The organism is Occallatibacter riparius (assembly GCF_025264625.1).
GTDB classification, from domain to species: domain Bacteria; phylum Acidobacteriota; class Terriglobia; order Terriglobales; family Acidobacteriaceae; genus Telmatobacter; species Telmatobacter riparius.
The window spans coordinates 1,562,397-1,585,206 of the sequence record NZ_CP093313.1; the positions used below are offsets into that span (position 1 = coordinate 1,562,397).

General features: G+C 58.4%; 18 protein-coding genes. 10 read left to right on the forward strand and 8 right to left on the reverse strand.

The features are described from left to right. Window positions 1-283: 283 nt before the first annotated feature. The gene (locus tag MOP44_RS06180; RefSeq protein ID WP_260795074.1) at window positions 284-1,300 is read left to right on the forward strand and encodes a polyprenyl synthetase family protein; all 1,017 of its coding nucleotides are present in this window, start codon (window positions 284-286) and stop codon (window positions 1,298-1,300) included. On the opposite strand, the gene MOP44_RS06185 is transcribed toward MOP44_RS06180, so the two are convergent. The 4 genes from MOP44_RS06185 to MOP44_RS06200 form a co-directional block, all read right to left on the reverse strand. Then, on the reverse strand, window positions 1,284-3,167 hold the full coding sequence (locus MOP44_RS06185; protein ID WP_260795075.1) for a class I SAM-dependent methyltransferase: 1,884 nt from the start codon (window positions 3,165-3,167) through the stop codon (window positions 1,284-1,286). The two genes, MOP44_RS06180 and MOP44_RS06185, sit on opposite strands and share 17 nt — an antisense overlap. Beyond that, window positions 3,161-3,919, reverse strand: a complete 759-nt coding sequence (locus tag MOP44_RS06190; RefSeq protein ID WP_260795076.1) for a prenyltransferase/squalene oxidase repeat-containing protein — start codon at window positions 3,917-3,919, stop codon at window positions 3,161-3,163. The genes MOP44_RS06185 and MOP44_RS06190 overlap by 7 nt, the downstream gene beginning before the upstream one ends. 173 nt (window positions 3,920-4,092) lie before the next feature. After that, window positions 4,093-5,769: a glycosyltransferase family 9 protein gene (locus tag MOP44_RS06195; protein ID WP_260795077.1), complete on the reverse strand. Its 1,677-nt coding sequence runs from the start codon at window positions 5,767-5,769 to the stop codon at window positions 4,093-4,095. A gap of 132 nt (window positions 5,770-5,901) precedes the next feature. After that, window positions 5,902-6,561, reverse strand: a complete 660-nt coding sequence (locus MOP44_RS06200; protein ID WP_260795078.1) for a hypothetical protein — start codon at window positions 6,559-6,561, stop codon at window positions 5,902-5,904. Window positions 6,562-6,774: 213 nt separating this feature from the next. Here MOP44_RS06200 and MOP44_RS06205 point away from each other — a divergent pair, with 213 nt between their 5' ends. The 8 genes from MOP44_RS06205 (at window position 6,775) to MOP44_RS28035 (ending at window position 17,002) form a co-directional block, all read left to right on the forward strand. Continuing rightward, complete coding sequence (locus MOP44_RS06205; protein WP_260795080.1) at window positions 6,775-7,866, forward strand: glycosyltransferase family 4 protein; 1,092 nt, start codon at window positions 6,775-6,777, stop codon at window positions 7,864-7,866. Next, complete coding sequence (locus MOP44_RS06210) at window positions 7,856-8,608, forward strand: SDR family NAD(P)-dependent oxidoreductase (protein ID WP_260795081.1); 753 nt, start codon at window positions 7,856-7,858, stop codon at window positions 8,606-8,608. The genes MOP44_RS06205 and MOP44_RS06210 overlap by 11 nt, the downstream gene beginning before the upstream one ends. A gap of 4 nt (window positions 8,609-8,612) precedes the next feature. Next, window positions 8,613-9,362, forward strand: coding sequence for an SDR family oxidoreductase (locus MOP44_RS06215; protein ID WP_260795082.1), 750 nt, complete (start codon window positions 8,613-8,615; stop codon window positions 9,360-9,362). 20 nt (window positions 9,363-9,382) lie between these two features. Beyond that, window positions 9,383-10,039, forward strand: coding sequence for an acyl carrier protein (locus tag MOP44_RS06220; protein ID WP_260795083.1), 657 nt, complete (start codon window positions 9,383-9,385; stop codon window positions 10,037-10,039). Beyond that, a complete protein-coding gene (locus tag MOP44_RS06225; protein WP_260795084.1) occupies window positions 10,029-12,506 on the forward strand; it encodes a beta-ketoacyl-[acyl-carrier-protein] synthase family protein in 2,478 nt (825 codons plus the stop codon). Before MOP44_RS06220 ends, MOP44_RS06225 begins: the two co-directional genes overlap by 11 nt. Further along, window positions 12,503-14,344, forward strand: a complete 1,842-nt coding sequence (locus MOP44_RS06230; protein WP_260795085.1) for a long-chain fatty acid--CoA ligase — start codon at window positions 12,503-12,505, stop codon at window positions 14,342-14,344. Before MOP44_RS06225 ends, MOP44_RS06230 begins: the two co-directional genes overlap by 4 nt. Then, on the forward strand, window positions 14,341-16,197 hold the full coding sequence (locus MOP44_RS06235; protein WP_260795086.1) for a carbamoyltransferase family protein: 1,857 nt from the start codon (window positions 14,341-14,343) through the stop codon (window positions 16,195-16,197). The genes MOP44_RS06230 and MOP44_RS06235 overlap by 4 nt, the downstream gene beginning before the upstream one ends. Window positions 16,198-16,597: 400 nt before the next feature. After that, the gene (locus MOP44_RS28035; protein WP_390905482.1) at window positions 16,598-17,002 is read left to right on the forward strand and encodes a 4'-phosphopantetheinyl transferase family protein; all 405 of its coding nucleotides are present in this window, start codon (window positions 16,598-16,600) and stop codon (window positions 17,000-17,002) included. On the opposite strand, the gene MOP44_RS06245 is transcribed toward MOP44_RS28035, so the two are convergent. Together MOP44_RS06245 and rfaE1 are read right to left on the reverse strand one after the other, a co-directional pair. Next, window positions 16,936-18,330 (reverse strand): glycosyltransferase, encoded by a 1,395-nt coding sequence (locus MOP44_RS06245; protein WP_260796619.1) that lies wholly within the window; start codon window positions 18,328-18,330, stop codon window positions 16,936-16,938. The two genes, MOP44_RS28035 and MOP44_RS06245, sit on opposite strands and share 67 nt — an antisense overlap. A gap of 101 nt (window positions 18,331-18,431) precedes the next feature. Beyond that, window positions 18,432-19,922: a D-glycero-beta-D-manno-heptose-7-phosphate kinase gene (rfaE1, locus tag MOP44_RS06250; protein ID WP_260795089.1), complete on the reverse strand. Its 1,491-nt coding sequence runs from the start codon at window positions 19,920-19,922 to the stop codon at window positions 18,432-18,434. Between the two features lie 84 nt (window positions 19,923-20,006). Here rfaE1 and MOP44_RS06255 point away from each other — a divergent pair, with 84 nt between their 5' ends. Continuing rightward, window positions 20,007-20,594: a D-glycero-alpha-D-manno-heptose-1,7-bisphosphate 7-phosphatase gene (locus MOP44_RS06255; protein ID WP_260795090.1), complete on the forward strand. Its 588-nt coding sequence runs from the start codon at window positions 20,007-20,009 to the stop codon at window positions 20,592-20,594. Window positions 20,595-20,601: 7 nt separating this feature from the next. Here MOP44_RS06255 and rfaD read toward each other — a convergent pair whose 3' ends face one another. After that, window positions 20,602-21,744, reverse strand: coding sequence for an ADP-glyceromanno-heptose 6-epimerase (gene rfaD, locus MOP44_RS06260; protein WP_260795091.1), 1,143 nt, complete (start codon window positions 21,742-21,744; stop codon window positions 20,602-20,604). 105 nt (window positions 21,745-21,849) lie between these two features. Beyond that, window positions 21,850-22,770, reverse strand: a complete 921-nt coding sequence (locus MOP44_RS06265; RefSeq protein ID WP_260795093.1) for a class I SAM-dependent RNA methyltransferase — start codon at window positions 22,768-22,770, stop codon at window positions 21,850-21,852. Window positions 22,771-22,810 lie beyond the last annotated feature (40 nt).

Sequence of the window (22,810 nt, forward strand, 5' to 3'; positions counted from 1 at the left end):
CGGCTGGAAATCGAATAGCTGGGCAAGGCTTTTGACGAGCCGCTGTGGGCAGAAGCGGTCTAGTTAGTTGTCTGATGGAAATTCAGAGCAGTCGGGGATGGTTTTGTTCAGCGCCCGAATCATAGCACGGCTTCCACCTGAGATTGCAAATGGAAAAAGTGATTTTCACGTTTCTTTGTTATCCAGGAGAGACGTTGACTTTGCCGGGGCGGGAACGACACACTAAGTTCGTCCCCATGCAATCTCACAAAACTCATCCTCCTGCGCTAAAGGTCGTCTCCCTTTGAAAGATCCGATAAGTCGTGCCAGAGAGCTGATCCATGCCGACGTCATTCGTTTTCAAAACACTTTAGAGGAAACTCTCAAGCCGCAAGCCGATTACCTGACCGAGACCGAGTACGAGACGTATCGCCGCGGCAAAAAGCTACGCCCCATCATGCTTATGCTGGCGGCGAGAATGGTCCTGCCCGAAGGAGAGACAGATCTGCCCCAGAAAGTCATCCAGGCTGCTGTCTCGCTGGAGATGCTGCACGTAGCAACGCTCATCCACGATGACATCGTCGACTTTGCTCCCACGCGGCGCGGTCTGAAGACTGTGTACTCCGAACGGGGTACCGAAATGGCAGTCCTTGTCGGCGACATGCAGTTCATCCAGGCGATTCGATGCTTCGTTGAAGGCATCAACGTGCAGCAGGATATGTACCTGGTGAAGATGGTCCTGGATGTGGGCTTCGACATTTGCCGTGGCGAGATGGATGAAATCATGACAGATGCCCATTCCGACCCCGTGCATTTGCGCGAGCGCTACTACCGCACCATCGACCGAAAAACGGCAACACTCTTCGCGCTCGCCTGCGAATCTGGCTGCATGTTGGCGGGGGGCACCAGGCGCCAGGCCTTTTATCTGAGCCGGTACGGAAGGCGCTTTGGGATGGCCTTTCAGATCATGGACGATATCTTCGACCTCGTTCGCCCCGAACATCTCGCTGGCAAATCCCCCGGAATCGATATCGAACAGGGCCGGCTTTCGCTGCCGATCCTCTACGCGCTCGAAGAAGCTGGTGAAGATGACATGCTGCGGAAGATCCTCAGGAAAGAACCGCACACGGCCGAAGATCTGTCCCAAGCGATTGAGAGTGTCGGTCTTTCCTCGGCGACCATGAAGGCCTACTCGCAGGCACGGCAGTGTGCACTTGAGGCGGTGGACTTTCTTATGGAGTTCCCTGTCTCTGTTTACAGAGATGCCCTGCAGGAGATTGCGAGTTACGTTGTAGATCGCGATTTCATGGAGCCGGACTGAGTTCGCTTGCGCCTTTGCGGCGGGCCAGAATGGCTAATTCGCCCGATTCGTCGCCTCCAAGCGATCGGAACATTCGCATCCACCGTTCCACCCCCGGTCCCGTCAAAGTCGGAGATGGGATCCGCGCGACGAACTCCAGCCCGCAGCCCTCGATGAGATGGCGAAGCGAACGCTCGTTGAAGAATTGCGGATGCAGAATGGGGTGCACCGCATCCCAAAGCCGCCCGAAGATCCTGAACTGCAGCGCCTCGCTGTCCGGTACTGCTACGTACAGGAACGCACCCGGTTGTAGCGCCTCCGCAACTGCGGATATAGATACGGCCGGCTCCGCGAGATGCTCAAGTACATGGCTCATCACAATGTGATCGAAGCTTCCCCAAGGAAGACGGCGCGCCGGCAATCGGAGTTGCTGCACATGATCTCCAAACACCGGGCGAAGAGAGGCGCAATTGTTTTCATCGCTATCGATGCCGTGCACCTGAAAGCCATACGCGCGGGCAGCAAGCATAAGGTGTCCGCGGCCGTGGCCGATATCGAGCAGCCGCCGTCCGATACTCCTGGCGCTGAGCAGCCGGCAGATGTGGTCGACGTAGATGCTCTGGGACTCAAGAAAGGGATCGGGAGCCTCGCCGGATTGTTCCTGATTCATTTGCTGGATGATGTCATCGCGCAGACGCGGGCTGACAAATATGTGAGTGCAACCGCTACACCGGTTGTACTGGAAGCCCTGTTTGCGAAAGATTGCGGCTGAAGCATTGAGATGGCAGACAGGACAGCTAGTGGTTTCGATCGCGTCAATGCCGTATCGCTGGACAAATTCGTCCACAGTGGCGTGCCACGCCAGGCCACCCCGATGAACCCCCACCGCCAGATGCTCCGGCTGTTCTGGACCGAAAACGCCGAGCTTTTCCATCTCGCTTCGTGAGTGGCCGAGAAGTTTGAGGGCTGCCAACTTCTCCAACTCGGACAACTGACGCGCTTCGCCATACAACTGCAGAAGGTCCGCAGTCACTGAAGCAGCAACACTGGGAAGCACACGTGCAAGCGACCGCCCGGAATCCGCTTGGGACCGGAAAACTGAAACGATGTTGGGGCGGCCTTGTGACTCGTCGCGAGCCGCATCCTCCAGATCATTCAACTTTTGAGCTAGCGCGTAATAGCCGCAGAGTAATTGGTACAGTTTTGACGAACGCTTTGGATCCAACGCGTCGTACAGGATGCGCCAGTAATCGACGTTCTTAAGCTCAATGAGGTGCTCGTAGAATTCCTCGGACCAGTGTTGAGGTTCGCTGCAGTCCATCAGAATTCCGGTCACCAGACGACGAAGCGAAGTGATGACCTGTCTCATCACATCGTCCGCTCCACGTGGCAATTGCTCCAGGCCCTCCAGGGTAAGAAGCAACGCAAGGAGCACGGTGAGCGCTTCACTCTCCGCTCCTGTACCTCGCCGCTGGGCGAGCGAGCCCAGCAGAGTGACCCTGCGCCCCCGATAAAGATGATGGCGGTCAAGAAAATCGTCAAGAACACGGCCCGCAAAATAGACGAGGGCACAGGGACCAATGCGTTGTGAAACTAACTCCGGATTTGCCTCAATGGCGATGGCAAAAATCGGTATGTCACCGAGGGCCCACTGCATCCACTCGACATAGTCCGCGGTCAACTCAGCTAGGAGCTGACAAAGTGCGTTGCCGCGCGAGGTGCGGGAGACATTAGCCTGAAATTGTTCGATAGAGCGATGAAATGAATCCTGCACCACCGATTGCCACAACCGAAGCGCGGCAACATGGTCGTGATCGAGTTGCGCTGCCGCGTCTGCGGCGTCAAGCCGGAGGGCGTCGATTCCCTGGAACTGCTCGGCCGTCAACATGAAAATGCGCCTCCCTCGAGGCTCTTGGCGATGGCACTTACCAGAAGCACAACGTTGAACGAAGGACAACAGACATCGTCATGGAATGGCTCTAACTTCCATTCCCAGGGAGCGATCGGATCGAGAAGCAGTGGTGCGAAGAGGTCTTCGATTTCTTCACCACGGTAGTGCAGCGTGAGGAGTGTCTGGAGAGCAAGTGTTCGATCCAGCGGAGCGCAAGCCCAAGGTTCGGCAACCAGCTTCAGCACCTCCGCGATGAGGGCCTGGCGGACCTCCGCAGAGGCCGGACTGGCTATATGCTCATGGCAGAGCGAGAGCATCCAGCAGGCCGCAAGTCGTGCCACTGTTGGTTGTCCGCTTCGGTTCAGGATCTGCTGTACACGGTCTAGGACATCGATTCCTGAACATGCCCACAAATAGCAGACAGCGGCTTCGGATACCGGACCCGAACCAGGCAGTGCGTCAAGATGTGCCGCCATCGCCCGGGCAGCGTCGATACGCGCTCCTCGATCATCGAAGAGAGCGGCCGTGGCAAATGCTGTTGTTACTGAGTCGGTGGGACTGTCCCCCTCTCTTCCGTAAAGGCGCCATGTACCGTCGCTCGCCTGTTGCGAAACAATGTAGTTCCTGAGTCGCCAGCGCATTGTCAAAACAGTAGCCGTAAGATACTTGCGCTCGCCTGCCGGGATAGCGTCGTAAAGCTGCCGTGAGAAACCGCTCGTCTGCGGAGCCGCGCATCCCAGCAATTCCATTGCAAGAACGGAATACAAGGGGCACGGCCAGCACTGGCCTATTTCTTGAACTCTCTTGTACGCTGCAAGCTCCCCCGTGGGCAGCTGTTGGCTCGCAATCCAGCGCAATGCTGAGACCACAAGTCGGCTGGCATATAGGCGCACGCCGGTCGGAGCGATCAAGGCAGATCGAGTCATCCTGTCGTCTCAAAGCCTGGCCAACAGGCATATTTCAACAAATTGCTGTTTCGCCACTCTGCGGCTCGGCAGCGTAAGTGGAGGAGCGAAGCGGCCGACGCCAGATCTCCCGCAGGCAGTACCGGCAACAGGTTGAGATAGTCGTTATCGGCCAGCAAGACGGCATAACATCCCGGCCAATCTTTTGCTTGCATCACGACCTCCAACGTGGCCTCGCGACAATCTGTCCAACGTGTTCTCAGGGTCTGGCTATCGATTTCTGCATCAGCCCGGTTAAGAGCGCAATGAAGACTGTGGGCAGAACGCCGCAACGCTTGCATGGAAGGCGCGTAGGCAACGCTGGCTTCGACGACACACGTCTCTCCAAGGTCGCCGAGAAGCACACGGGTCTGGGCAATCAGTTCTGCGATGGGTGCACCGGCCCGCAGGTAGAAGTTCCCCGGCGCCGGAGCCCTCCAATTTTCAACTCCTTCGCGCGCCAGCACCAGTGTGAGTTTTCCATAGAGCTGACCGGCATGTGCCGGAAATGAGTCGGAGGTCACCACGATATCGGTCTTCGCGATGCGCTGCATGGCATCGGCAAGACTCAGCAGGCTTCCGGCAACTCCGATCGTTGACGCTGCTCGCGCACTCACGCCGGCGCGGCCTGCCTTGTCGATAGACTCGGCAAGCTCGCGGGAGAAGGCGCGCGTTGCATAGTTAGCGCCGGAGTCAATTGCAAATTGAACAGTCACGCCCGGCGGCAGTTCTTCAGGAAGCATTGACAGGAGCAACTCCGACCAGAACTGCTGCGAGGGATCCTCTTTTGAGGTGAACGGGCTGACATAGATAGCAATCTCCCGGCCAGCGGGGGTCTTTGGGGCCACTGCCTCCGGAAGATGACTCGGGCGTTCCTCTCCATCCCCAAGCCATTCCTTCATTCGATCCATGTGGTGATAAAAGTTGGCGTAGTAAGGATCGGGGTGTTCCAGCTTCCACACGCGGCCCCCGGTCTTGTCCAAAGCGGAGAGTTCGCGCAAACCCATGGCAAGCTCGATATAGCGAGTCACTCCCGGCTCTCTGCAGAGGGTACTCAGCAGTCCAGGTCGTTCAAAATCGACCATAGCCACGAGGTCGTAATCACCGCAGCGAATCCTCTCGACTAGCTCGCCGAGGCCGTCGTAGAGTCCCTGCGAGTCAACACCCTCAACGTCGCGCCACAGGTCCCGGTAGCTCGATAGAACGAATAGCGAGGCGCCGGCCGGCATGCGGCGGCGCAGCGAGCCCGCAAGCGGGAAGGTCAGAATCTCGTCTCCGATTCCGATTCCTTGCCCCAGAATGATCACCGCGCGCTTCACCCCGCTGAAAAATTCTGGCGGAGGCGGGCTATTGCAGACAACGATATTGCGAGGAAGTTCAGGCTCTTTATAGCGGTGAAGCCCGCGAAGAATCTGCGGCGCAAAGCGGGCCAGATTCGTCGTAGTCAAGGCGCGCAACATCCCCACGCAGTCCTCAATGGACTCGACTCCGCTTGACGAAAGAAACGGCGCGAGCGTCTGCAGGCTGGCGATGCGGCCCGTTTTGAAATGAAGATTGCTGCCGCTGATTGGTCGGCGGGAAAGGAAATGCAGATAGTTCTTGAGCAGCAGAATCGGAAGAAGTGGTGTCGGCTGCAACGATTCGGACTGGGTCATCTGTGCCTGTCGATACCACCTTGCGGATGGTGCTGAAAAACATTGTCGTGCCGGGGAAGAGATACTAGCACGGCGCCCCCGAGCTTGTGGAAAGACCACACTGAACTTGCCTAACTCATGCGGGCCGATAACTTAGTCCACCACGGAAAGAGAGCGAATCAGCCAGAGATTCTCCCGGTCTTCCGTGAACCATACAACGTAACTCAGGAGGCTCGTAAGGAGAGAACTACTGTTTTTGTCTCGATGATCCACCTGCAGTACAGCTCTGATGAGAATGCCGTTGAGATGAAATACAGGATCGGGAATCTCCGTGAGGGCGATGCGCAACTCTGGCCCGCGCCAGGAGTCTATCATGGCATCGAGTCGCAGACGGAGTGCGTCTCGGTCCACATCGATATCGTTCAGCATGGTGTGATAGTTCGCGGAGACGCATTCCATAGCCAGATCGACATCCATCGACTCGATCGCGCGGATAAAACGAAACAGCGTGTCGACCGCAATGGATGCCGCCGCAGTGCTCCATGGCTCCTTCGCGGGGGTCGCATGCTGCGAAGGAGTCGCAGCCCGTTGCACGGGCACACCTGCATGCTGGAAATACCGGTTCCAATCCGCGCTCTGTGGCGCGCCTACTGGGATGGCTACTTCGGGATGCCAGGCGATCAAGAGGTCTGTGGCGCTGGCCAGCCAAGGCTGCTCGGTGATATCGCCTTCCGCCTCATACCAGGGCTTGGGAGCCAGAGTTGGTGAGGTGTCTTCGGTAAGAACTGGCTGCTCGATTTCTTCCCTGCGCATTCCGAGTCTGCTCCGTAGTTTCTGACTTCGCTCTTCAGCACCGAGTTACATTCTGTTCAATTTCCGCGCGTAACGCCAGCATAATCGCTAAACAGTCTTTCTTGACTTGGGAGAGACCCGACTCTAGGATGGTTAAACCGAAACACCGGATTCCCCATGAAGGCTCCACTCAGCAGCCCACTGCATTACTCGTCCTCCGGGTTCGGCCACAGCTTGCGGCTTGCAGTATTTGTCTCCCGTCTTCCTCCTATCTCGCGTTCCGGCATTGGTGTGAGCGTCTCTGCAGAATGCCATTCGTTGGCAAAGGCGGGGTGCTCGGTTCATGTCTTTACGGCTTCAGAAGCTGCTTTGAGCGTCCCAGAGGTGGTTCTCAAACCGCTCGCGCGCGATGTTTTTCCCAAGGAGTTGCCTGATTGCGACATTCTTCATTTGCATTCGCTCGGGATGGCAACCGTAGCGCTCGAAGCAGCGCAACGGCTGCAATTACCACTGGTTTACACGGCTCACTCTTTAATTGAGCGCGAACTCCCGCAGGCACAGGAATGGATCCGGGTTCAACATCGTGTTATGGCAGCGGCGCACCACGTTTTCTTCTTGAACAGAATGGAACAAGCGTACTCTCAAATGCACATCGCTTCCCTGAGAGGGAAGAGTTCGGTGAGATCTCACGGCAGCGTGTCAGCCGCCTCTGAACCTGGCGCCCGTCAGCGCAAGCCTCTGATCGTCATAGCTGGACGACTGTGCAAAAACAAAGGAACGGATCTTGCGGTGGCGGCATTGAGGCTCGTGATGCGAGCCGAACCGTCTGTCTCCGCGCTCTTCGCGGGTCCCCAGGGTGACGAGGATTGCGAGGCCGCGGTCGCCGATCTCATCGCCGAATTTCCCCGACGTGTTGAGCGCAGCGGTTGGCTCGAGCGAGGCGATCTGATGAAGACGCTCCGCCACGCGCGAATGGCTCTTTGCCCATCGCGCTATGAGCCATTCGGTCTACTGCCGATCGAGGCGTTGCAACTTGGAACGCCGGTTCTCGCCGCTGCTTCCGAAGGCGCCTGCGAGACCCTGCCCGGCGCACCTGGAGTCGCCCTCCTTCAGTCCGACGATGCTCCTGCCTGGTCCAGGGCAATTCTTCACGAATGGCGGTCGGGCGCCCTCCTCGCGGACGCGCAACGATCGGGAGCCGCATGGATTGCTGAGCGATTTGATCCAGAGCGGCAAACGAACCTGCTCATTCGCACGCTGCAAAACGTCCAAAGCGGCTTCCACGTTGGGGCGCGCAAAGCGCAGGTGCCCTGTCATGTGGCTTGAAGGACGCGTCGCATTCGTCACAGGAGGATCTCGCGGAATCGGTCGCGCAACCGCGCTCCGGCTGGCCGCTCACCGGCCTGCGCACATCGCCGTCGGCTATGTGCTGGATCACGAGGCCGCTCGGAATACCGTAGCCGAAATTGAACAACTCGGCGTTCCGGCCTCGGCACACTGCGCCGATGTGAGCGACGAGTCCGCATTTCGCAATGTCTTTTCCAAGATTGAAAGCCGCCACGGCCGACTCGATCTCCTGGTATCAGCTGCGGCTCGCGCCTCCTTTGGTCCGCTTCTGGATGCCTCGCCGCGCAGTTGGCAGCGTGTTATGGACCTGAACGCGCGCGCCTTTCTGCTTGGCGCTCAACTCGCCGCGCCCCTAATGGTTGAAGGTGGGCGGATATTGGGCATCAGCAGCCTGGGAGGGCGCGCCTTTCTTCGGAATTATGGTTTGCTGGGTGCTGCAAAGGCGGCGATCGAGAACCTCACGCGATATCTTGCGGTTGAGCTCGCCGGGCGGTCTATCCGCGTGAATTCTGTTTGTGGTGGCTTCGTCGACACCGACAGCACGCGCATGTTGCCGGAGTTCGAGCAGGCCGCAAGTGCTGTTGCAAGCAAGACCCCGTTGGCTCGCGTTGGCAAGCCGGAGGACATTGCGGCCGTACTCGCATTCCTTTGCAGTTCAGATTCAGATTGGATCACCGGCCAGACAATCGTGGCCGACGGAGGGCTGTCGCTAGGACTCTGAGCCAATGAGCGAGCTTCTTAAAGGACAAATCGCCGTCGTAACCGGCGGATCGCGCGGCATTGGAGCGGCCATCGCAGCTCTGTTTGCTGCTGAGGGCGCCATCGTGGCGGTGAACTTTCGCGCCGACCAGGAAAGTGCCGGCAAGGTAGTCGAAGCGATCGTCGGGGCCGGCGGAACCGCAACAGCCCACCAGGCCAACATTGCGGATGAAGCAGAGGTTCACCGCATGGTCGATGAAGTCCTGCAAAAACACGGCAGGATCGATACAGTGGTTTGCAATGCCGGCATCGTGCGCGACAATCTCGCCGCATCAATGCCTCTCGAAGACTACGACCAGGTGCTGCAAGTGAATCTGCGCGGGCCTTTTCTGGTGATTCGAGAGGCCCTGCCCTCAATGATCCGCGCGCGCTCGGGCTCCATCGTGAATTTGAGTTCAGTGCGGGCAGACACGGGCGGACGCGGGCAATGTAATTATGCCGTCGCCAAGGCGGGCTTACAGGCCTTGACTCGTTCTCTCGCCCTCGAACTCGCGCCCAGAAATATTCGCGTGAATGCCATCGCTCCCGGCCTCATTGAGACTGATATGACTCGGGCCATTCGCGAGATGGGGTCGGAAGAACTGACTCGTGAAATTCCCATGCGGCGCTACGGTCAACCAATCGATGTGGCTCACGCAGCTGCATTCCTTTGCTCTCCGCGCGCAGCGTACATTACCGGTGCGGTTCTGAGCGTGGCTGGTGGACTTGGACTTTAGTACTCGACAGGAGAAGTGGCATGGAGATACCCCAACAGGAGTTGGCTTCCGCGTCGGACCCATTTCGCGCAGCGCTTGCCATGGACCTGTCGCAAGTGCAGGAGCGCGCAATTTCAGTCGTCGCCCGATGCCTGGATCGGAAGCCAGGCGAAGTAAAGCTTAAATCGACCCTGTGGGGAGACCTTGATGCTGAATCGCTCGACATGCTTGACATCGTCTACAGCCTGGAGCGCACATTCATCATTCGCATGCCTCGGCTGAATATTCTGCAGAGAGCGACAGACTTGTTTGGCGAGAGCGCCATCGTGCAGGGTGCAATCATCACTCCCACTGGCCTTGCGATTCTCAAGGCGTCGATGCCCGAGGTCCCTGCGTCCTTCTTTCAGCCGAACATGCGGCTTAATGAGTTTCGCAGGGGAATCTCAGTTGAATCGCTTGTGCGCGTGGTGCTCCGTTGTCTGGGCGCCAATGCGGCTTTGCGTTGCGCTGCTTGCCAGGGCGAGCCGCAGCAGGTGCCGAATTCTCCGATGGAGATTCGTTGCTCACAGTGCGGCGCGGAAATGGTGCTGCCCTCGGGCGACGAGTTGGTGATCGAGGATCTCTTGCGTGTGGGAGCCGAACTCGGAATTCCTAAAGTCGCAGATCCCACACCAGAGAATCGCGACCATGAGTCATAATGGCGCGCATCGTCGCGTTGTCGTAACAGGAATGGGCGCGGTAACCCCCTTGGGCCCCACGCTCGATTCAACGTGGACGGCTATCCTGCAAGGCATGAGCGGAATTCGTCTGATTCGCCAGTATGGCGAATTGACTCCGCCAACGCACATCGCCGGACAGGTCTCGATTGATGATCTGCCGCTGCTTGAGCCGCGCTTTAGCCATCGAGAGAACGAGATGGACTCTCTGCCTTTGGGCCGCGCCGCGATCTTCGCGCTCCACGCGGCCGAACAGGCATGGCGCGATGCGCGACTCGACGAACTCCCAGCCTTAGGCAGAAGCGCAGGCGTTTGCATTGGTGCCTCCACGTTTCCCATCATCGAAGACCGCCTGCCTTATATCGCCGAACTGATCGATGGCAACCGATGGAACCCCGTCCGATATGCGGACCTATGCAACAGGCAGCGCTGGTTGTTGACTCAAAGTGACGCGGCGAAGATCGCCTCTGACCTGTCGATTCGCTGCGGGTTCTCCGGACCTTCGATTACCGCGCAGGCAGCGTGCACCTCCGCCACACAGGCCCTCGGCCACGCCTTCCAAAGTATCCGAACCGGCGAAACGCAACTGATGCTCACCGGCGGAACAGACAGCATGGTATCCATGATGTGCGTTACGGGCTTCTCGCTTCTGGGCAGCCTCTCGCAGCGATGGACCGAACCTGAACGCGCTTCCAGACCCTTCGATCGCACCCGAGATGGCTTCGTCTTGTCCGAAGGTTCGGCCATGCTCATTCTTGAGGAACTGGACCATGCGCTCAACCGGGGTGCCACTATCTACGCGGAGTTGGTGGGATATGGATCATCGTGCGACGCCTATCGATTCACTGACATGATCCCGGAGGGCGCAGGCGGCACCATGGCCATGCGCTCTGCGCTCCACGATGCAGGCATCGCAATGGAGCGCGTTGGATACATCAATGCCCACGGCACTTCCACGCCGCTCAACGACAGCACCGAAACCACCGCCATTCGGCGCGCGTTCGGCCCCCATGCGGACAAGCTTGCGGTCAGTTCCACCAAGTCCCAGCTAGGACACCTGCTTTGCGCCGCTGGCGCTATTGAACTCGCCATCACAGCGTTGGCCTTGCAGAATGGCATCATGCCGCCGACCATCAATCTCGACTATCCCGACCCAGCGTGCGATCTCGACTACGTTCCATGGAAGCCGCGTCCGGCGGATCTCTCCGTGGCAATCTCTAACTCCTTCGGCTTCGGAGGCCAGAACGGATGCCTCGTGTTGCGGAGGTGGGATTCAGAATCCGCTGCAGATCGAACCACCGTTTACTTTCCGGAGGCGCCGCGGCGGGTAGTGATTACTGGCATCGGTGTTGTCTCTCCGCTTGGCCTGGATGCAGACAGTCATTTCGCCAACGCCCACGCCTCTGCGTATTCGCGAACCGCGTCGGAAGCTATGGCCGACCTCGGCATTCCCTACGCATGCCCAGTGACGGGATTCGATGCCCCCGGTCAGATTCGCAATCGAATGTTGCGCAAGATACTCACTCGCGCTGCAAGCTTTGCCGTCTCTGCAGCTGGACAGGCGCTTGATTTTGCCGCATTGGACCCAGAAGAAGTCGAGAGCGCCTCTGTATTTGTCGGCTCGCTCGGAGTCGATCAGGATCTCGATCTTTTCGTCGAAGCCTTGAAGGCATCGTGCGACTCCAGCATCAATTTTTCCTATGAACGATACAGCCGTTGCGGCACGGCCTTGATTGATCCCTTGTTCCTGGTCAGGTCGTTGCCGAACGCCGGACTGTGCGGCGCGGCAATTGAACATCAGATCAAGGGACCGAATCTGAACATCATGAGCGGCCCAGCTTCCGGCCTGCTGGCGTTAATCGCTGCTTGCCGGCACATTCAGTGCGGAGCGGCCCCTGTGGCGCTCGTCGGGGGATACGATTCGACGCTGCAATTGGAATCGGTGGTTGTTCACCTGTTGGAAGGGCGCGCCGCTAGAGAAACAGGAGCGGGCGCCGGCTACGTGCTCGGCGAAGGCGCGGCCTTCTTCGTCATTGAGGACGCGGCACATGCCGAAGCGCGAAAGGCGAAGGTTTACGCGGAAATTGTCGGCCTGGCTCATGTCCACTCCGCGCCCGAGGATGCAGCCAAGGGTCTTTATCAGGTCGCAATGGAGGCATCAGCCAGCGGCGCCACTGATGTAGTCTTTGGCGATGGTCTCAACCTGCCCGAAGAGGATGCGATCGAACAGCAAACGCTCCAGCGGCTTGGGCCGGAACTGACCCTCCGCACACAAACTCAGAGGACTGGCTTCTGCGGCGTTGCATCTCCCCTTTTTTCACTGCTCGAGGCAACGCGCGCGACCGCAGCGCGTGAGGTCGCACGCCCCTTGGTTTGGACCAGCGATCATGGACGCCATCACGTGGCGGTTGCGCTACAAGCCGCGTCATGCGGGGATCGCGCCGGATGACCGAATCACCCACCTTGCAGGATTGGCTTTCCTCCCTCACTCGCTTCGGAAACAAGCGTGCCGTTGGGCTCCGTTCGAATTTCGGGACACGATGGTGGGACTTCAGCCGGCTCTACCGCGGAATGCTCTACGCGGCCCACCTGCTCGCGGAATGCAAGTTGAAAGCAGGCGATCGCGTTCTGCTTTACGCGCCTCCCTCTCCGGAGTGGCTCGCGCTCCTGCTCGGTTGCACGTGGCGTGGCCTGGTTCCCGTCACGCTCGACTCCACTGCATCCCTCGAAGGGTTGGCGGACATGGTGCGCGGCCTATCCGTCAGACTCGTCGTCTTCACCGCAGGGCAGCCAATCGAAGCCGTGAATTGTCCCTTGCTGCGCATTCAGAATCTGGACCCTTCCGCAGATTGGAATCCAGACGCGGCGCAACTGCGCGTTCCTGCCAGCATAGACGATACAGGCATCGAGTTCGCTGAAGACAGCGCACCGCGGCCGGCTGCGACTTCGTCGCACAAAGATCTCCTGAAGCAGATCCTCACGTTGGAACGATCCACAGGAAGCACTTCCGCACTCACGTTCGTACCACCTTCCCCGCATCCAACGCCCTTCTGGGTTGCAGCTTTGCTGTGTTCACTGCAGGCCGGCGCGCCGGTGCTGTTTATTCGGTCAGACGCCCCGTATCATCTGCTGCGCGTCGCAAGGTCCGCGGCGAAATCGAAGCTACTTGCGTCAAACGCCCAGTTGCACTCGCTCGAACAATTCATAGTGAAACAAGCGTCAGGTTCGAGCCATGCAGTACGCAGACTTCCCGGATCGCTGCAAATGCTCCTCGTCTGTGGCCGCCCTCTTTCGGAATCGTCGATCCAATTCTGGGAACGCCTCGGTATGCGAATTGTGCAATGCGGAGATTTCTCCGCTCTCGTGGGGAAGGAGGTCGATACCAGACCTCCTTCACTCGACGAAATCCTTCAAAGCGGGGACTCCCCCGTCAAGGCAACGCAACTCGCTGCGTATATCGAATGCAATCTTTCTTTTGCTCCACTTGCAGATGTGCGTCAGTTCTTGCGATCGTTGCCGCTCGACTCCATCGAACAGGCAGAAGTCATGGCCCTGTTCCTCTCGTCGCCCGCGATTGATGCCGAAGCGGCCTTAAACGCGGAAGATGGCTTCGAAAGCCGCTCCCGATGGAAGCACAGGGCCCCCGCATGGCAAAGGTTACATGCAGCGGCCGTTCTGCGCGGAATCGTCTCTCCCATATTTCGCCGACTGATTCTCGGAGTGGTTGCTCGCGTGCGTGTCACCGGCCTCGATCGCCTCGATGGCCTGAAGGGGCCGATCTTCTTCGCATCGCGCCGCAGCGACCGACGCCATCCCGTGGAGTTCCTGGGAGTCGTCAGAGCTTTGCCGCCACGCTTAGCCCGCCGAGTCATGGTCGGGGTGAGCGACCGCCCCTTCCTTGAGAGTCACTTCTATCGGCGCCCCGGAGACTCCCTGCCTTATCGGCTTTTGATCAGTTGGGTGGCAATCTTCGGACTGCCCAGTGTGATGCCCTACGCGCTGCTTGAATCCGCTCTCTCCCATGGCTTCGCGGAGATATGCGACTGGGCCGCCCGCGGATATCATCCGCTCGTCACATGGTCGCCGGCGATGGCCCTCCTCGCTACCGAAGTCCAGGCCACAGTAATTCCGGTGCGCCTGCGCGGCCGCTCGCGAGGATGGTGGAACACCGAGGTATTCGTTCAGTTCGGCATTCCACGCCAGATTCTTCCTTTTGCCGATCCTGGATTCACTTACCTCGATGTTGAGACTGGACTGCGAGCGCCATTGCAGGAGGTGGCCTTATGACAACCTCAAGGTCGTGGGGATCGCTTCTCCTCCGCGGAGCCGGGATGTTCCAGCCGGATCGCAAGTTGCATAACTTCCTCCGACGGGTTCGCCACCGCCGCCGGCCCGATGGCTCTTACAACATCCTGGGAATCTGTTCGACCGGTCATGGCGCGAGCTTCGCTCTCATCTCGTCGCGTTACGGAGTTCGCGCTCTCAACTTTGAGCGATTCGTCGCCAAAAAGTATGCCCTGCTGATGGCGCGCGAAGAACTCCGCGAACTCCACGAATGCGATCGGGGCATCCCGGCTAACATCCGTTTTCTGCTCACCAACCGCGATGGTTCCCTTCCACCGATCTCTGTCTTTGAGGATTTCTGGGAGCCCTTTCTGGCCCACCTGTTGCGGGGCCTTCCACTTAGCGCCAGAGACATCGATGTCGTTGCAGGTAGCGAATCACATTTCGCGATTAATCGCGCATGGCTGGGGCGAGCCCTAGGGTCGTTCTTCCCCAACGCGGAAGTCCATACCGATCTTGAGCACCATCTCGTCCATCGAGCGCAGGCTTTCTACTCCAGCAGCTTCAATGACGCGGCCATCCTCACCGCCGACGCCTGCGGTGAGCCCCTCGCGCGCCTCGGAGGGAAATCGCTCGCCATGACGCTCGCGCACGGCAACGGCGATTCGATTCAAGTCTTCACCGAACATGCCGCGCCCGAGTCCAGCACCGGCGAACTCTACAGCTTCATCAACGACTACCTGGGCTTCGAGCACGGCGAGGAGGGCAAAACCATGGGTTTGTCTTCGTTCGGCAGAGATACGTGCTATCGAGCCCTGCGGCCTCATCTCTCTCTCCTTGGAGATGGCTCGTTTCGCTTTCTCGATCGGGGCGCTCTCACCACCGCAGTCCAGGCGCTCGAAATTCAGCGTCGAGAACCCAAAGAGCCCATCACTCCGGCGCATGAGGACCTCGCGTGCGCCATCCAGATGCTGCTCAACGAGATCATGGTGAACGCCGTCCATGTGCTCGCACGCAACTCTGCTTCCACCAACTTGTGCATCGCGGGAGGCACGGCCCTCAACAGTATCGCCAATGAGACTGCCTTTCGAGCCTCCCGCTTCAACGCCGTCCACATCATGCCCAACGCCGGCGACTGCGGTCACGCACTCGGATGCGCGCTGCACGCCGAACGAAACCTGCGCCCGCGGCGAACTTCGCCCCCCGCATCGCCGGGTCTGCACCTCACTGATGCGCTGGGTCCGCTCTACACCGATGACGAAATCGAGTTTGCACTCACGCGCTCCGGCCTGCCCTTTCGTCGAGTCGAAGCCATCCACGAATACGCAGCGGCCAGCATTGAGAAGGGACGAATCGTCGGCTGGTTCCAGGGCGGTTCGGAGTACGGACCGCGTTCCCTGGGGCAGCGCAGCATTCTCGCCGATCCGCGTTCGCCCACAATGAAGGATCATCTCAACCATCGCGTGAAGCATCGCGAGCCCTTTCGCCCCTTCGCTCCGGCAGTATTGGAAGAACGCGCCTCGGAATTCTTCGACCTCACCGGCCCCAGCCCCTTCATGCTGCGCGTCGTCAACGTGCTGCCCGACAAGAGATCGCTCATATCGGCCGTCACACATGTGGATGGAACCGCACGCGTGCAGACCGTTTCCGCTGCTACTCATCCGCGCTTCCATGCCCTCATTGAAGCCTTTGCACAGCGTACCGGTGTGCCCGTCATCCTCAACACTTCTTTCAACGTTGCCGGCAAACCGATCGTTGAGACTCCAGACGATGCTATAGACTGCTTCCGTTCCACCCACATCGATGTTGTGGTGCTGCACGACTACGTCCTGGAGAAAGAAGGCCTGGATGGCTAGCGACGACCGGTCACAGCCGCGTGCCTTCTCCGACCACATTCAGGTGATTCCTGTCCGGCTGCTGCCGGCTGGCGCAAATGAACTTGAAGACTGGCTGGCGAAGCTCCCATCTGATGAGATCTCGGATGCCCAGCGCATGCGCAACGCGGAGGCGAGACACCGCTTCATTCAATGCCGGTTGATACTCCGCTTGCTTCTCGGAAAACTTATGGGCGATAACTGGTACGCCCCTCCGTTTGAATATGGGGCAGGCGGCAAACCCACCCTCTCCGCGCCGAGCCCGGTTCAGTTCAACATCGCGCACTCCGGTGACCTCGCTCTATTCGCAGTTTCGCACTCCGCCGGTCTTCCAATCCAAATTGGCGTCGACATCGAATGTATCCGTTCGAGACCCAACAGCATGAAGCTCGCGCGACGCTTCTTTCATCCCAATGAAATCGCACACCTGGAATCCTTGCCCGATGATCGCCGAGGTCCGGAGTTCCTGCGAATATGGGTTTGCAAGGAAGCCTGCCTCAAGGCCATCGGCTCTGGAATTGCCGGAAACCTGGCAAGCTTCTCTGCAATCGGAGCCTCCGGCCATGTGATCCTCCCGAATAGCCAACCCGCTTGCTACCAGGAACTCAGTATCGCGATCCGCGGATACGCCGCCGTGGCCTCGACCAGGCCCCTGCCCCCGATATTCATAGACCCCCTGCGAAATGCACGGGACTTTTTTGACCGTCTCCGCGATCCGGATCATGGCTCAGGCGCATGCAATTCGTCTGGCTCCTCTTCCAGCCATAGCGTCGCATCCTGCGACTGAAACCATATGCTTCGCGACGGGTCTGCAACTGCCTTGGCTCGCTGCCCCGCCTCGGGGTTTGCAAAGCGTATACCCTGCAGAGCCACAATCTGCCTGCGAGCACCGCTGCGACAACCTGCGATCACCATGTCGATCTTCGCGTCTCTTGAGTCCCACATGGGAGACACCCGCACCCACTCCACCTCAGGGCGATGCTTTGGATGCCTCGCCTGCAGTGCATGCTGCAAACGCTCCGTTGTATAACCGAGTCCAGCTGAGTCCTCGGTGACTCCGTCGCGCAGTCTGCCGGCCGTCTTCTCAAGGAACTCACAGACCGTTACCAATCCATCGAAACTGGCGCTGTGCACGGGCTGCATGACGCGCTTTCCGATGTAAAGCAGGCGTATCAGTCTCAAGCAGACGGAAAGGGTGGCCTTCGTAGAGGACGTCTGCCCCACGTACCGAAGCGTATGGAAGGGAAGCGCCCAGACTGGACAACAGCCACGGTAGTAGATCCCCAGGAACGGAACCTGCAGGCATATGGATTCGCTTATCTGCATGAATCCCATTTTCCCCATCACCAGGTTTGAGCGGCGCATGGCTTCAAACAGGCTCTCTTCGTCGGGCAACGCCGTCACGATGAACTTCGCCCGAATCCTCTTTGGAAGTGTCTCCAGCCGCGCTTGCGTAGCGGGAATATTGTTGGAGATGACAACCACCCGGCATGGCACGAATGGCACGGCGCGCATAAGGGCGATCGCGAGTTCCTGTGCCTTCTGTTCATACCCGAGGACGGTGATCACTCGCCGTGATCGTGGCCACCAGTCGCCGAGCCTCTGCGCCACGCCCTCGCTCGCGCGCTTGATGAAAGGGGGAATGCCGCAATAGTGCGGGGGCGGGTCCTTCATTTGGAACGAGCTCGGCCCCATCAGCGCAATCCCATCCGCAATCGCCCCATGATCGTTCAAGAATTTGGCTGCAAGGCTGGGCTTGCTGGCGTTGTCAAGAATGACAGTCGGAATTCGTAACTCCACGGCCGACACGGCTGCATCCAGAAGAATCCCGCGCATGGGGACTTCGCCTACCACCACAACATCAGGAGCGAACGCGCGGACCGCCTTGCGTACGCAGCGCCGCTTGTAACGAGCCGACGAGTGAAAATACGCTCGAAGAGGCAGTTCGATAAATCGGATCCGCCCCTGGGCAGCACTCACCGTTTCGTCTCGCAATTCGCCGCGGCCCGGACAGATGATTGCAACCTCATGTCCCCGTCGGTGAAGCTCCAGACCGATCCGAAGACAGCGTTTATAGACTCCGATCAGCGAATCCCCACGCGCGTTGTTCACCATGCAATATGCCGCTAGAAGGAATCTCACCCTAGGTCCCCAATAAGCCGAATCATCTCGCACGCACTATCATTTAACCGCAACAGCCAGTGACCTCAAGCAACTTAATCAGTCGCAGCAAACAGCCTCTCGATCACTCCCGTGGTCGAATGTCCCTCGACAATAGGCACAATCACGACTTTTCCGCCCCACATTTCTGCCTCTCCCGCCCCCACCACGGAGCTCTCGTCGTAGTCGCCGCCCTTCACGATTACATCAGGCCGCGTAGCGAGGATCAGCTCCAGTGGCGTCGCATCATCAAAAACAATTACGGCATCCACAGACGTAAGAGCGGCTAGTATCCGTGCACGGCTTCTTTCGTCCACAACTGGCCGATTCGATCCCTTAAGCGCTGCGACGGAAGCATCGCTGTTGACCGCTACGATCAATCTTTCCCCGTGGTCGCGCGCTTCCTCCAGCAGGACGATATGTCCGACATGCAAAAGGTCGAAGCATCCGTTTGTGAATACGATTCGCTCTGCATTAGCCCGCCACCTATCGACGCGTCTAACCAGTTCGTCAAGCGCGGGCACCAGTTTGCTTTCCGCGTTCAACGCAACTGCAGGACCCAGCGAGTTCAGAAGTTCCTGCTTCTCGATCGGTGCTGTTCCCACCTTGCCGACTACAACTCCTGCTGCTGAATTGGCCAGTTGCATCGACTCTTCCGTTCCTACGTTGGAAGCCATGCACAATGCCAGCACAGAAATGACAGTGTCCCCTGCCCCGGAAACGTCGAATACCTGCTTCGCATTGGCCGCGGCGAATAGCTTCGCCCCGCGCTTCACCACAGCGATCCCTCGTTCGCCGAGAGTCACCGTCAGATGCGACAGTTCGAGTTCCTCGGCCATCCGTTCCGCGGCATCCAGTAGCGTGTCCAAATCACGAGACTCCTCGTGCAAGGCAGCAGCCAGCTCATTCAAATTGGGGCAGATCGTTGTCGCCCCCTTGTACCGCGCGAAGTCATCTGCCTTGGGATCCACCAGCACTGGAATGCTGAGCCGCTTCGCCTCCTGAATCACCGCCTGGCAGATGTTCGGTACCAGCACGCCTTTGGCATAGTCAGACAGCACCACCACGTCAACCGTCGGCAGCATTCCGATCGCCAACTCCAACAATCGCTCATAGTCACCTTCGGTCCTGCATGCCAGATTCTCTCGATCGAATCGGATCATCTGCTGTCGTCCACACACGACGCGCGTTTTGCTGATCGTCGGGAACCCGTAGCAGGAAACCAAATGAGGTTCGATATCGTTGGCTCGGAGAGACTGAAGCAACAACTCTTTGTCTTCATCGGTGCCCGTGAAGCCAACCAGTGTTACTGCAGCGCCCAGCTTGGCAATATTCATGGCCACATTGGCCGCGCCACCCGGCTGCACGGTCTCCTGCGTTGTCTGGACAACCGGAATCGGCGCCTCGGGCGAGATCCGGCTTACTTCACCCCAGATGTACCTGTCGAGCATCACATCGCCGACAACCAGGACTCGCTTCCTCGGCCAATCGTGCTCTATCTTTGCTGCAATCTCGCGCAGAGACGCGCGGCTCACGCTGATCGTCACACATCCTCCGCAGGGAGGGCTAAGTCGCCCGTTGCCACCGCATATTCAGAAGAGGGGAAGGAAGGCAGTTGTTACCATGATCGAGTGAGTCGACACATCTCTTCCGTGCTTGCCGTATTTATCGACCGCGACGGGGTGATCAATCGTAAGATGCCGGAGGGGCAGTACGTCAAGAGTTGGAGTGATTTTCATCTGCTGCCTGGAGCGGCTGAAGCCATCGTAAGACTCAAGCGTGCCGGCCTGTTTGTCATTGTGGTGACTAACCAGCGGGGAATTGCTCTGGGGCGTTATAACTCCGTGGATGTCGATCGGATACACGCCCAGTTACAAAGTGAGCTTGCAGCCCAAAACGCACAGGTCGACGGATTCTACATCTGCCCGCACGACCGCGACACTTGCAATTGCCGCAAACCGCTGACGGGGCTTTTCGACCAAGCTAAAGCCGCATTCCCGATTCTCCAACCCGGAACGAGCGTGCTGGTCGGCGATTCGCTCTCCGATATCGAATTCGGCCGCAGACTGGGCATGGCCACCATCTTTATCGAGGGCGATCTGATAGATGGCGAAGAAAGGATTCTCGATAATGAGAACGCGGCTCAACTCGCCGACTTTCGCTTTCCTTCCCTGGCGGAAGCGGTCGATGCTGTGCTGGATACCGGGACCGCTCGATGAAAACGCCTCAACTTGCTGCGGAGTTACATGTCTCGTGCATGTCTGCGAGTCCCTCTTCCAGAGTCATCATGGTTCCGTGATAACCGAGTTCGCGCAATGACGATAGGTCTGCTTCGGTGAAATGTTGGTATCTTCCCTCCAGATCCGGCGGGAAAGGCAGGTAGTCCACTGGGCAGTCACCATGCAGGTTCATCAGGGCGCGCGCAACATCGTTGAAGCTACGGCTGACCCCAGAGCCCGCATTGGCCAGACCGTGGTAGACCTTGGCTGGCTCATTTCTGCCTGGAGCATAAGGCCCTATCTGCGCGAAAAACATGTTCAGCCTGGCAAGATCGCGAACATAGACGAAATCACGCCGCTGTTGGCCGTCCCCATAGCCCCCAGATCCTTTGAAGATGCGGATGCGCCCATGCTCCGCCATCTGTTTGCGAAACTGGTGGACAACCGACGCCATTCTGCCCTTATGTCCCTCACGCGCGCCGTAAACATTGAAATAGCGCAGCCCCACGGCCGTGCACTGTAGTGCCCCCGATGCCAATAGGCCGCGAAAGTAATTGTCAAACATGAGCTTTGAGTGCCCATACATGTTCAGGGGATGCTCATTTTCCGCGCGGAGCGCGAACCGGCCCGGGCCGCCTGCTCCATAGACGGCGGCGGTTGAGGCAAACACGAATGGAGCACCCAAATCTGCTGCAAATCGGAGCACATCTTTGCTGTACTCGCAGTTGTTGTCCATCAGGTAGGCGTCGTCATCTTCGAGCGTATTGCTGCATGCGCCCTGGTGCAGAATAGCTTCTACGCGATCGGTACCCAGGGACCTTTCGCGGATCGCCCGACGAAACGCGCTCTTATCCATCAGTTCGACATACTGTGCGCCTTCAAGGTTCTCGAGCTTCCTCCGGTCGGCGACGCTGTCAACGATGAGAATGTCTCGCGTGCCATGCGAGTTGAGTTCATGCACCAGATTGCTGCCGATGAACCCCGCACCGCCAGTAACGATGTACAAGAGCCTCACTCCTCGATGGACTATTCTGCAGACCTTATCTGCTTCTGCCAGCTTCACGATATTAGCCGAAAATGATGCTCGCTCCATGCCGTTCAATACGATCACAAAACGCGCTTGGCTGATGATGCCCTGGTGGATCAGCACAGTAGGCCCTGCCTGCGGGCTCGCCCATAGTCGAGCTAACTCGACGCTTTCGCGAGTGGGATCACTCCTCACCGGGCGGCGACGCAACGCGAAAGCCCAAGAGCCTCAAAGCGATTCAAATACCGTCACTCGTTCAGAATGCACCGACGTGATCGCCCTGAGCCAAGTCCGATTTTGCAGAATGTGGGTACAGGGCCCGAGAGAGCAGATCCGAATGTGCCTATCTTTGCTCTCGGTGAGTAGCCGGTTCAATACATGGCTCAAGATGGAGCCATTGAACGGTGAAAACAGGTAGAACACAGTGCCAGTCGATATATCCGCCTGCCTGGCATCTCCGGCTGCAAATTGGACGTGCTCCAGATTGAGGAATTTGGCACATTCCTGCGCACTCGCAACATAGCCCAGCTGGACCTCGATCCCAAGAGCGCGACTCCCCGTCAGTATCGATGCCAGCAGCGGCACATGGCCTAAGCCCGATCCTAAATCGACTAGAGTGTCGTCGCCAGACAACCCGCTCCATGCGATGAGGTCGAGGATATGGCGCGTCGGTGTGGGCTGATAAGCAATCATCTCCGGAGAGTGCTGCGGGCCCACCCCGTCTGGCTCGTGGAGTTGGAGGACACCATTGACGATTTCATCGAGAGCATCGAAACCGAAACCTGCCCGTGACCATTTGTGATCGTTATCAACGAACGAATCTGTGAGAAGGCTTCGAAGCGCAAGTGCGTTGCCTCGGAGGACAATCTCGGAGCGAACAGCTGCATAGAGTTTCGCGTTGGCCGCTTCTAGCTCGGCCATGAGGTCCTGCACACGTTCCATGATCCGGGAATCTGAGCAGGTTCCGAGTTCCTCCGGAGTGAGACCCCCAAAGAGCAAATCGAGTTCATCCAACACAGCCAGACGCTGTGCCAGTTGCCTTGGCCGAAGCAAATGCGACAGATCGCCTAGACCATCGAATAGTCGCCACAGGTGAGCGCAGGAATTGGCCGAGGATACTGGAGCGAAACCGGAGGAAATAGTTGACACATCAACCACAGTAGAACGTCACGGTTGTCATGTCAACCCG

Bases quoted from the DNA above. Each gene is read 5' to 3' on its own strand.
- MOP44_RS28035 (WP_390905482.1), top strand. From the start codon at position 16,598: ATGAAGCTCGCGCGACGCTTCTTTCATCCCAATGAAATCGCACACCTG.
- MOP44_RS06225 (WP_260795084.1), top strand. From the start codon at position 10,029: ATGAGTCATAATGGCGCGCATCGTCGCGTTGTCGTAACAGGAATGGGC.
- MOP44_RS06210 (WP_260795081.1), top strand. From the start codon at position 7,856: ATGTGGCTTGAAGGACGCGTCGCATTCGTCACAGGAGGATCTCGCGGA.
- MOP44_RS06185 (WP_260795075.1), bottom strand. From the start codon at position 3,167: ATGTTGACGGCCGAGCAGTTCCAGGGAATCGACGCCCTCCGGCTTGAC.
- MOP44_RS06190 (WP_260795076.1), bottom strand. From the start codon at position 3,919: ATGGAATTGCTGGGATGCGCGGCTCCGCAGACGAGCGGTTTCTCACGG.
- MOP44_RS06200 (WP_260795078.1), bottom strand. From the start codon at position 6,561: ATGCGCAGGGAAGAAATCGAGCAGCCAGTTCTTACCGAAGACACCTCA.
- MOP44_RS06230 (WP_260795085.1), top strand. From the start codon at position 12,503: ATGACCGAATCACCCACCTTGCAGGATTGGCTTTCCTCCCTCACTCGC.
- MOP44_RS06195 (WP_260795077.1), bottom strand. From the start codon at position 5,769: ATGACCCAGTCCGAATCGTTGCAGCCGACACCACTTCTTCCGATTCTG.
- MOP44_RS06235 (WP_260795086.1), top strand. From the start codon at position 14,341: ATGACAACCTCAAGGTCGTGGGGATCGCTTCTCCTCCGCGGAGCCGGG.
- MOP44_RS06215 (WP_260795082.1), top strand. From the start codon at position 8,613: ATGAGCGAGCTTCTTAAAGGACAAATCGCCGTCGTAACCGGCGGATCG.
- MOP44_RS06245 (WP_260796619.1), bottom strand. From the start codon at position 18,330: ATGGTGAACAACGCGCGTGGGGATTCGCTGATCGGAGTCTATAAACGC.
- MOP44_RS06220 (WP_260795083.1), top strand. From the start codon at position 9,383: ATGGAGATACCCCAACAGGAGTTGGCTTCCGCGTCGGACCCATTTCGC.